Genomic DNA, 9,730 nt, shown 5'->3' with positions numbered 1-9,730 from the left:
TCCGGCTAACAGTTCCTCCTATCAGGCCTGTAAAGGACTTTCACCTTCAAGTAAGTGCGCCCTGCCGGGCGCACAAAAGAAATCCTTTTATCAACCGATAAAAGGATAATTAACCTGCCTGAATATAAAACACGCGAGATAACCAGTGAGTTTGATTGGGAAAAACAACGAACACTATGGCAAAAGCTTACCAATTCCCACTTATCCTTCACATCAAATTCTTAGTTAAAGGTCGAGCACTACTTGTGGTGGAAAGCGATATCACCCATGATGGTAAATAATCGTTCGTTTGTTTGCACGCCCAACATATACCTCAATTTAGGACATTCGTTTTGATTGCCAGTTTACAATGAAAAACATAATAAGGTTTTTTGGACATTTTATTTTCCATTCTTTAATTTCTCGGGATGATGCCTTACAACTTCTGCTTGAACCATGTAGATCACGTCTTCTGCGATATTTGTAGTGTGATCGCATATGCGCTCCAAGAAACGAGCTATCAATAATAACTGAACCGCCCTCGGTGCGGTAGTGCCATCTTTGACCATATAATCTTCGATCAGTTCTTTTTGTATTAAATTGCGAAGCTGATCGGCTTCGGAATCAGATAACATTACTTTTTTCGCTAAAGCGATATCCCCCTTCACAAATGCATCTATGGACATCTTCACCATATTTTGCGCAACAGCCGCAAGCTTAGGTATGTCAATTAACGGCTTCAAAAAAGGCTTATCTACTATCTCAAGCGTTCGCTGAGCTATATCTACCGCAATATCCGCTATTCTTTCTAGCTCTGCATTTATCTTCATGCCCGTTGTGATAAAACGAAGATCTTTAGCCATAGGTTGATGGCGTGCTATCAAATCAATGCACTTTCCATCTACAGCTAATTCTAATTTGTCGATATTGGAATCATTTTCTATGATACTCTTAGCCATCTCTCTATCCCGATTTTTTAACGCTTCAATGGATTTATAGATAGCCTCTTCTGCAAGAGCGCTCATTTTTAAAATATCTTTGTTCAGCTCTTTCAGTTCCTGATCAAAATGTCGTTCCATGGTCTTCTCCTTTTTATCCGTATCTTCCTGTAATATAATCTTCTGTGCGCTTATCTTTAGGCGCGGTAAATATATCTTTAGTCACTCCGAACTCGACCAATTCGCCAAGCAACATGAAGCCAGTATCATCGGACACCCTCGCTGCCTGCTGCATGTTATGCGTCACTATTATTATAGTATAATTATTCTTCAATTCACGCATTAATTCTTCAATCCGTGCAGTTGCCTGCGGGTCAAGGGTAGAGCAGGGTTCGTCCATTAATAATACATCTGGTTTAACAGCAATAAGCCTTGCGATACATAATCTTTGCCTCTGTTCAAGCGACAAAGTCAACGCCGGCCTATCAAGTTTGTCTTTTAATTCATCCCATAACAAAACGTCTTTTAAGCTCTTTTCTACAATTTCATCCAACCTGTCTCTTTTTATATTATCCGCATGGACTTTTTCGCCGAAGACTATATTTTCGTAAATAGAAAGCGGGAACGGATTAGGCCGCTGAAAAACCATTCCTACTTTTTTACGAAGAGTGACTAGATCCGTATTCGATTCGAGTATGTTGGCATTATCAACCAATACTTCACCGGATGTGCGAACGCCTTCTATCAGATCGTTCATGCGATTAAATACCCGAAGCAAGGTAGACTTACCGCACCCCGAAGGTCCTATTATGGCAGTGATCTTTTTCTCGTCAAAAGATGCATTGACATCCTTTAGCGCATGAAAATTTACGTACCACAAATTTAAGTTTTTAGTCACTATTTTTGACATTATCCGAATTTCCCTGTTATGTAGTCGTTCGTACGCTTATCTAGGGGCGCTGTAAAAATTTTGTCTGTTTTATCTAATTCTACGAGTTCACCGCTTAAAAAGAAAGCTGTCCTATCCCCCACCCTTGCTGCCTGCTTTACATTATTGGTTACTAAAACAATGGTATAGCGTTCCTTTAATTTAAGCATAGCATCTTCTACCTTAGCGGTAGAAATAGGATCAAGGCCTGAACACGGTTCATCAAATAAGATCACTTCGGGTCGAACCGCGAGTGTCCTCGCAATACACAAGCGCTGCTGCTGGCCGCCGGATAGTTTGAATGCAGACTCATCCAGCCTATCTTTCACTTCTTCCCATAGATATGCCTGCTGTAACGCCTCTTCTACATTTTCTTCTAATTGCTTCTTTTTTCTTACGCCGTACATTCTTATACCATAGGCCACATTATCAAATATAGACAAAGGAAGCGGTAAAGGTAAAGCAAAGACCATACCTACTTTACGGCGCAATTCTTCTACATCAATACCTCGAACATCCTTTCTTTCAAGTTCCACCGCTCCCGTCATTTTATAACTTGCATTGAGATCACTCAAACGGTTGAGTGTCCTTAAAAAAGTTGTCTTACCGCTATTTGAAGGCCCTATGATGCTCAGGATCTCATTAGATTGTATCTCCATGTTCACCTGTTTTATGGCGTGTACGGAGCCAAACCAGATATTTAAATCGTGTATCTCGAATTTTACCATTTCTTTTTCTTCCTGAACTTGTAACGTATGATTATCGCAACTAAGTTCATAAATAAAACTAGCGCTAACAACACAAAAGCCGTCCCATACCTTATCTTCTCATCAACGTTAGGCACTTGAGTTGAAATGACATAAAGATGATACGGAAGCGCCATTGCCTGATCAAATATCGAGCTTGGTAATTGCGGCAGATAAAAAGCCGCTACGGTAAAAAGAATCGGAGCTGTTTCGCCGGCCGCTCTGCCCAAACCTAAAATAGTGCCGGTTAAAATACCCGGTATAGCATTCGGCAAAACAATATGTCTTATCGTCTGCCATTTGCTTGCGCCTAAAGAAAGGCTTACTTCACGAAAAGAATATGGGATGCTTTCTAATGCCTCGCGTGATGTCGTAACAATTATGGGCAGAATCATGATTCCCAAAGTAAGTGAACCTGAAAGGATTGATGCTCCAAATTTAAAGAATACCACGAAAAGCGCAAGCCCAAATAAGCCATAAACTACCGACGGTACACCCGCCAGATTGATAATAGCGAGCCTTATAAGGCGGGTTAGTATGTTCTCTTTTGAATACTCGCTCAGATATATCGCCGCGAGAAGGCCGATGGGTAGCGCGAATATAATAGCGCCTATCACTAAATATATAGTACCTACTATGGCGGGGAATATGCCACCGGCGCGCATCCCTTGCCGTGGAATATCAGTGAGAAACTGCCAGTTTATAGCCGGCAGACCTTTTTGGATGATAACCACAATGATAAGGCCTACCGGAACCACTATTAAAAGAGTGGCGAGGAATAAAAAGAAAAAAGCTATGCTTTGCGTTCTGTGCGGGTTTCTCATCCTTGCCTTTTATGTAAAAATATGTCCGCTGTCACGTTTACCATAAAACTTATGATAAACAAAACTATACCTATAGCAAACAACGCAAAATAATGTTCACTGCCTACTACCGCTTCACCCATTTCGGCTGCTATGGTGGCTGTTAAGGTCCTGACCGGCGCTAAAATACTATGCGGAATAACAGCGGCGTTACCGGTAATCATCATTACAGCCATAGTCTCACCTATCACCCTGCCTATTCCAAGCATGACTGCCGCGACTATGCCGCTTGACGCGGCCGGAAGCATGACCCGCCATATCGTCTGCCAGTGTGTGGCCCCAAGCGCGAAAGCGCCTTCTTTATAATTTTTTGGCACTGAATAGAGCGCGTCTTCGGCGATAGAAACGATTGTAGGTATAGCCATAAATGCCAGCATGATCGAACCGGATAATGCGGTTAAACCGGTAGGAAGATGGAATAGATTTTTTACCAGCGGCACAAGAGTTACCATGCCTATAAATCCCAAAACAACGCTTGGTATGGCTGCCAGGAGCTCTATTCCAGCCTTAAGGACTTCTTTAATCTTTACCGGAGCAACTTCGGCAATATAAATTGCGCATCCTACTCCTATTGGAATAGAAATAATCGCCGCGCCTAAAGTGACCAACAAGGATCCGAGAATTAAAGGCAGTATGCCGAGTTGAGGAGGCTCTGAGATAGGGTACCAGCTTTTACCAAAGAGGAACTTAAAAGGGCCCACAATTTTAAAGACTGCGAGCCCTTCCCTAAGTAAAAATAGAAATATCAGCGCGACAAACAATATCGAAGCTATGCCGCAGATGAGTATTAGTTTTTCTATAATAAATTCTCTAAATTTTCGCAAAGGTTACCTTATTTGTTTATGGGAACGAAATCCGTAGCCAAGACAATATCCTGACCCTCCTTTGAAAGTATAAAGTCTACAAACTTCTTTACTAACCCTGCCGGCACACCATTGGTGTATAAAAAGAGCGGCCTTGATATAGGATATGTGCCATTTATAACATTTTCGATTGTCGGAGTAACATACTCTGATTTTTCGTCTTTTGCTACGGCAACCGGTTTCTGTTTTGGCGAAATATATCCCATTCCATAATATCCTATTGCGGCAGAATTACCGGCTACTTCATCGGCAATAGCCTGGGACGAAGAAAGCATTAATGCGCTAGGCGCAAATTCTTCTTTGCTGTTCGGGTCTAATTTTCGCAAAACATGCTCTTTAAAATAAACGTGGGTACCGGAATTGACCTCACGCGAAAGTATCACGATCTTTTCATCTTTACCGCCTACTTCTTTCCAATTAGATATCCTTCCGGTAAAAATTCCTGCTAACTGATCGATAGTAAGCTTGCCTACTGAATTAGCGGAGTTTACTACTACCGCGAGGCCGTCCAAGGCTACTTTTATTTCATTGGGGTTTATTCCCTTCTGATTGGCGAGAGCGATTTCTTTTTCTTTTATATTTCTTGAGGTCATCGCAATATCGCACGTATTGCTGATCAAACTGGAAAAGCCGGTTCCGGAACCACCGCCTGTAATAGCAACGAAATCGCCTGGATTTTTCTCCATGTACTTCTCAGCCCACGCTTGTCCCAGGTTTACCATTGTATCGGAGCCTTTGATTTGAATAGAATTCTTACCGGACGCGGCAAACGCGGAAGTTGAGAATGCAAGCGTTATCAAAATCAACCACATCTTTTTAAGCATACTTTCCCCCTTCTTTTGTTATAAACTATACTCTGGTTATATTATATCCATGTTATGCCAATGTAAAATCTATGTAAAATCACCCTTCGACTCTGCTCAGGGTGATACTGAGCTCGTCGAAGTATCAGAATTTCCAATTTACATCACATTGCCAAAGGTTTTGCGGTCTGGCCGGACCTACAATATACTTCGTATTAAAGTAGGTAGCCGTGAACCATACGTTGTTCATAAGGCCCAATTCAAACCGCACCCTCGGACCTTTTACGTTTGTGCCGCCATAATAAGTATCTGAATCAGGCAGCCAATCCGGCCATGCGTCTTTCGCTAGGTATTCATACCTGGCAGAAAGCTTCCACTGACCTAGTTTCGCTATCTTCTGATCGCCGAATTCGCAACCGATAAGCCCGCCTAGCTTCTCTTCAGCCGGCGGATTGACAACTCCGTTGGCAAATATACTGGCATAATGAACGTAATCTCCGAGATAGACAATGCCGGAGAAAGGCTCTTTGAAGCTAAGCGCTCCATCAAGTACCATTGGCCTGAAATCATATCTTATTCCGTCCCCTCCAGCCCTCCGGGTATTAGTACCGGCAGACCAGTCGGGAATTTTACCTGTTTCGTTAAACAGGTTATAATAAGTAAAAGCGACTTTCGCATCGGCTTTATCGGGTATAAAGTACCAATCAAAGCCAGGCTGAATCCCCACCATCCAAGGATCATCCACGTCCACACCAAGTTCATCAACTATAAGGCCGGCAGTATTCAAAAACAGATTCATGTTAGAAGCCGGCTTGTAATTTACCTGAATCGCTCCTCCCTCCGGATTTATATCACCGTCCCAAAGGTTATCCGAAGAAGTCCAGAACGGATTCTTCATACGGCCGCCCGTGAGAACCAATTTATCCATAGGCGTCCACTGAGCATACGCATAATCTATCCAGACAGGTTTTTTGGCGAACGAATCTTGAAATGTCTGGTTGGTGGAACGCGGATCCGCGTCGCTTCCGCTTGCGAGCCCAAAAGCCACCTTCATCCTGTCCAAAACTTTTGCCTCGAGGCCGGCCCTGAGCCGAAATCTCATCCTGTTTCTTACAAGCCTTTCCCCGTCGCCGGATTTATCTATATCTCTATGCTCGCCCTGATAGCGCAATCTGAAATCACCCTTAAATTTTGAATTCTGAACCCATTGCGGTACTGTTGACTGAGCAATCGTGACCGGTTGCGCTGGAGAAGGAGAAGCGGCTTTAGCCAATTCTTCCTTTTTGACTTCTTCTTTTATCTCCGCTACTATCTCTTTTGCCTCGTCTTCAGTAAAGATATCTTTTTCTACAAGTTTTTGAACTAAAATGTCTACTTCTCCTGCCCATACCGTTTGTGTCATAAACGACATGAGCATGAGCCCTGCTAAAACACCAACAAGCGATCCTCTTTCCATCTATTCATCCTCCTTTTCTCTTTGTTAGAATGCACTTTTCGGTTTTTCTTACACAAGAAGTGTACAATATGCATGTAAAGAGAGAATGAGGTGAAAGTAAAATGTAGGTAAATTGATATATTACGTGGGATGAGGCTTGAGAACTACGCTTTGGGTAAGATAAGCCAGAAATTGGAACCGAGTCCTTCGACACTCTCCACGCCAACGGTACCATTATGCAGCTCAACAATATGTTTGACGATAGAAAGCCCGAGGCCAGTCCCGCCTAGTTCGCGTGAACGCGCTTTATCCACTCGGTAGAATCGTTCAAAAATGCGAGGGACATCTTTTCCGGGGATGCCGATTCCTGAATCTTCTACGGTAATTTTTACTCGGCCATTTACTGTTTGGCCGTAGATCTTGATCAATCCTTTTTCTTTGTTAAATTTTATAGCGTTATCAATGAGATTCGTAAATACCTGCTCTACTTTGTCTTTGTCGGCTGTTATCATGAATCCTGATGGCAGATCGTTCTTTAATTCCATATCCTTTTTCTTTAATTGAGTTTTAAAGCTTGCGATTATCTCATCAACCTGCTTTCGCAAATCAAAACTCTTTTTTTCAAGAGCTATCTCTTTTGACTCAAGATGTGCTAAAGATAAAAGATCATTGACTAGTTTATCGAGTCTCTCGGCATGATCCTGGATTATTTTAAGGAATGAGCGGTTATTTTCCTTATCGTCCAAGGCTCCCTCAAGAAGCGTTTCTATAAAGCCTTTTATGGAAGTAAGCGGTGTTTTTAATTCATGAGAAACATTAGCTACAAAATCGCTGCGTATAGTTTCCAAGCGCCGTATCTCAGTTATATCATGAATAACTACCAGGCATCCGTTTACCGTGTCATTGTCAAAAATAGGTGCAGCGCTAACCTCAAACGTCTTACGTACAGGCAAAAGAAGATTTATTTCTTTTGATATAGATTCACTTTCCTTAAGAACGCTATTTATGACTTCGGAAATGTCATTATTACGTATGGATTCCAAAAAGATATTGCCTAGCACTTCTTCTTTCGATACGCCGAATATCTTTTCAATTGTCGGATTAATAGAAATTATGTGTGAACTTTTATCAACAACAATGATGCCCTCTATCATGCTGTTAAAAATCGCGGCAAGCTTCTGGTTTTGGGCTTTAATCTCTTTGATCTTATCTTCGATATCCTGAGCCATCTTGTTCAAAGTGTTGGCAAGTTGTCCCATTTCATCTTTTGAGCTCTGAATTATCCTGCGGCTAAAATCACCTTCCGAGTATTTGCGGGAAATCTGAATCATTCTATTAATGGGCTTGATAGTCCCGGCCGCCAACAACGTACCTAAGATAAATGCAAGAAAAACCGCAAATAATAATCCGAGAATAACTATTTTTCTTATAGATGACAGCGTCTTTTCAACGCTTAAAAGCGGAAGTGCTAATCTAATAGTCCCCAAAATTTCGGCTCCCTCTTTGAGAGGTAAGGCAACATAAAGCATGTCTATTCCAAGAGTCGAGGAATAACGGGTATCTATGCCGATAGTACCACTTAAAGCTATTTTTACTTCGGGACGATATAGATGGTTTTCCATTGCAGGAATTTCTTGGAGGGATTGTTCGGAATCCGCCAATACCTTCCCGCGGATATTAATAATAGTAATACGGCATTTTGTTTTTGCGGATAAATTTTTTACAAGGGCTTCGAGAGAAGCAATGTCTTCGTTTTTTATACTTCCAGGGGGGATTTGTGTTTCAATCAGCTGGGCCTGAGTTACGAGAGAAGTCTGAATATTATGAAGGGAATTTTCTTCTAAATTTTTGTCTAAAAAAAAGGCTATGAATCCGAAGGAAACCAAGATTATGATAAGATAGGAAAGGATCAGCTTAGCCTTAAAGCCCAAGTCTTATTCCTCCTCTTCAAACCTGTATCCGTAGCTTTTCACAGTTACAATATACTTCGCCGCACTTTTTAATTTCTTACGAAGGGTCCTAATATGCACATCCACAGTGCGAGTCTCGATTTCAATTGCGTGATCCATTCCCCATACCGTATCTAAGAGATAATCTCGCGACAATACCCGTCCCTTCGCCTTTATTAATGTCTTAAGAAGTTCGAATTCCTTTGCGGTAAGCTGTATAGGCTTACCCTTAACATTCACCGCAATTTTTGCTAAGTCGATTGTTAAGTCGCCTACTTTTAGTAGCTCTGGGAGTTTGTCTTTTTCTTTGGTGCGACGTAATACTGCTTTTATACGCGCAATGAGTTCTTTGGGGCTGAACGGCTTAGTCATATAATCATCCGCCCCTAATTCCAGGCCTACAATTTTATCTGATTCCTGGCTTTTCGCTGTAAGCATAATGATAGGAATTGACGATGTCTTGGTCTCGCCTTTTATCGCCTTGCAAACTTCTAAGCCATCCATATCTGGAAGCATTAGGTCGAGTATAATAATGTCTGTTCCCTCTTTTGTCGCGACCGCAACAGCGTCTTCGCCATTACGCACCGACATCGTCTTAAAGCCTTCCTTCTTGAGATTATACTCAAGCATTTTAACTATATCTTTTTCGTCTTCAACGATTAATATCGTCTCTTTCATCTTAAGCATCCTTTTATCGCCTTACTAGCGGTTATTCTACCAGACAATTTATAGTTAGGCAAGAAGATTGACGGACAAAAAAACGGTCGTTTGTTTAAGGGTTTTTTATAGGCGTTACTACTGTGTCTTTTCTCGGGGAGGATTATTTACTTATTAGATTGTCAGTTAATCGCAAATTCCTAGTTAACACACTTTTTGGCAATGCCATTATTGCCCAATAATGGCAGAAATAGCGCAATAAACTGTTAACTAGCGATTGTATTAACTAGAGAGGTTGAGAGGTATGATACGGAGATTTTGGCAGGATCGCGAGCCTACGCAGGCTATTTGGCTGGAAGCTATAATGGCGGCAGGATCGCTTAAGTTGCTCCGATATACGCCATTTTGTCGTCGAGTAATCATCGAGTAGGAGGCAAGGTTTTCCCTTGCCGTCCTCTCACACCACCGTACGTACGGTTCCGTATACGGCGGTTCGTGTAGTTAATTGAATCCTTCGCAACTCATCCAGTAGTGATATAAGCCCAAGAGAGTCGAAGTATTTCTTGGGA

The 9,730-nt window shown here is 41.9% G+C and carries 9 protein-coding genes; all 9 read right to left on the bottom strand.

Annotated elements, in window-relative coordinates:
* Window positions 1-380: 380 nt before the first annotated feature.
* Window positions 381-1,058, bottom strand: a complete 678-nt coding sequence (phoU, locus tag KKI13_03470) for a phosphate signaling complex protein PhoU (GenBank protein MBU4488109.1) — start codon at window positions 1,056-1,058, stop codon at window positions 381-383.
* Window positions 1,059-1,071: 13 nt separating this feature from the next.
* Window positions 1,072-1,827: a phosphate ABC transporter ATP-binding protein gene (gene pstB, locus KKI13_03465; GenBank protein ID MBU4488108.1), complete on the bottom strand. Its 756-nt coding sequence runs from the start codon at window positions 1,825-1,827 to the stop codon at window positions 1,072-1,074.
* On the bottom strand, window positions 1,827-2,573 hold the full coding sequence (gene pstB / locus KKI13_03460) for a phosphate ABC transporter ATP-binding protein (protein ID MBU4488107.1): 747 nt from the start codon (window positions 2,571-2,573) through the stop codon (window positions 1,827-1,829). The genes pstB (KKI13_03465) and pstB (KKI13_03460) overlap by 1 nt, the downstream gene beginning before the upstream one ends.
* Window positions 2,567-3,415 carry a phosphate ABC transporter permease PstA gene (gene pstA, locus KKI13_03455; protein ID MBU4488106.1) on the bottom strand — a complete coding sequence of 283 codons (849 nt, stop codon included), beginning with the start codon at window positions 3,413-3,415 and terminating at the stop codon, window positions 2,567-2,569. Before pstA ends, pstB (KKI13_03460) begins: the two co-directional genes overlap by 7 nt.
* Window positions 3,412-4,278, bottom strand: a complete 867-nt coding sequence (gene pstC, locus KKI13_03450; GenBank protein ID MBU4488105.1) for a phosphate ABC transporter permease subunit PstC — start codon at window positions 4,276-4,278, stop codon at window positions 3,412-3,414. The genes pstA and pstC overlap by 4 nt, the downstream gene beginning before the upstream one ends.
* Before the next feature lie 8 nt (window positions 4,279-4,286).
* Window positions 4,287-5,141, bottom strand: coding sequence for a phosphate ABC transporter substrate-binding protein (locus KKI13_03445; GenBank protein MBU4488104.1), 855 nt, complete (start codon window positions 5,139-5,141; stop codon window positions 4,287-4,289).
* A 124-nt stretch (window positions 5,142-5,265) separates the two neighbouring features.
* The gene (locus tag KKI13_03440; GenBank protein MBU4488103.1) at window positions 5,266-6,576 is read right to left on the bottom strand and encodes a putative porin; all 1,311 of its coding nucleotides are present in this window, start codon (window positions 6,574-6,576) and stop codon (window positions 5,266-5,268) included.
* 143 nt (window positions 6,577-6,719) lie between these two features.
* Window positions 6,720-8,486 (bottom strand): cell wall metabolism sensor histidine kinase WalK, encoded by a 1,767-nt coding sequence (locus tag KKI13_03435; protein ID MBU4488102.1) that lies wholly within the window; start codon window positions 8,484-8,486, stop codon window positions 6,720-6,722.
* Window positions 8,487-8,489: 3 nt separating this feature from the next.
* Complete coding sequence (locus KKI13_03430; protein ID MBU4488101.1) at window positions 8,490-9,182, bottom strand: response regulator transcription factor; 693 nt, start codon at window positions 9,180-9,182, stop codon at window positions 8,490-8,492.
* Between the last annotated feature and the right edge of the window lie 548 nt (window positions 9,183-9,730).

It is taken from the genome of Candidatus Omnitrophota bacterium, assembly GCA_018894435.1.
Taxonomy (GTDB): domain Bacteria; phylum Omnitrophota; class Gorgyraeia; order JAHIPI01; family JAHIPI01; genus JAHIPI01.
The sequence above is the reverse complement of the archived record's forward strand: the minus strand, read 5'-3'. Positions and strand labels throughout refer to the sequence as shown.

What these genes read in the sequence shown, in the direction of transcription:
- phoU (MBU4488109.1), bottom strand. Translation starts at nt 1,058, where the DNA reads ATGGAACGACATTTTGATCAGGAACTGAAAGAGCTGAACAAAGATATT.
- pstB (MBU4488108.1), bottom strand. Translation starts at nt 1,827, where the DNA reads ATGTCAAAAATAGTGACTAAAAACTTAAATTTGTGGTACGTAAATTTT.
- pstB (MBU4488107.1), bottom strand. Translation starts at nt 2,573, where the DNA reads ATGGTAAAATTCGAGATACACGATTTAAATATCTGGTTTGGCTCCGTA.
- KKI13_03445 (MBU4488104.1), bottom strand. Translation starts at nt 5,141, where the DNA reads ATGCTTAAAAAGATGTGGTTGATTTTGATAACGCTTGCATTCTCAACT.
- KKI13_03440 (MBU4488103.1), bottom strand. Translation starts at nt 6,576, where the DNA reads ATGGAAAGAGGATCGCTTGTTGGTGTTTTAGCAGGGCTCATGCTCATG.
- pstA (MBU4488106.1), bottom strand. Translation starts at nt 3,415, where the DNA reads ATGAGAAACCCGCACAGAACGCAAAGCATAGCTTTTTTCTTTTTATTC.
- KKI13_03430 (MBU4488101.1), bottom strand. Translation starts at nt 9,182, where the DNA reads ATGAAAGAGACGATATTAATCGTTGAAGACGAAAAAGATATAGTTAAA.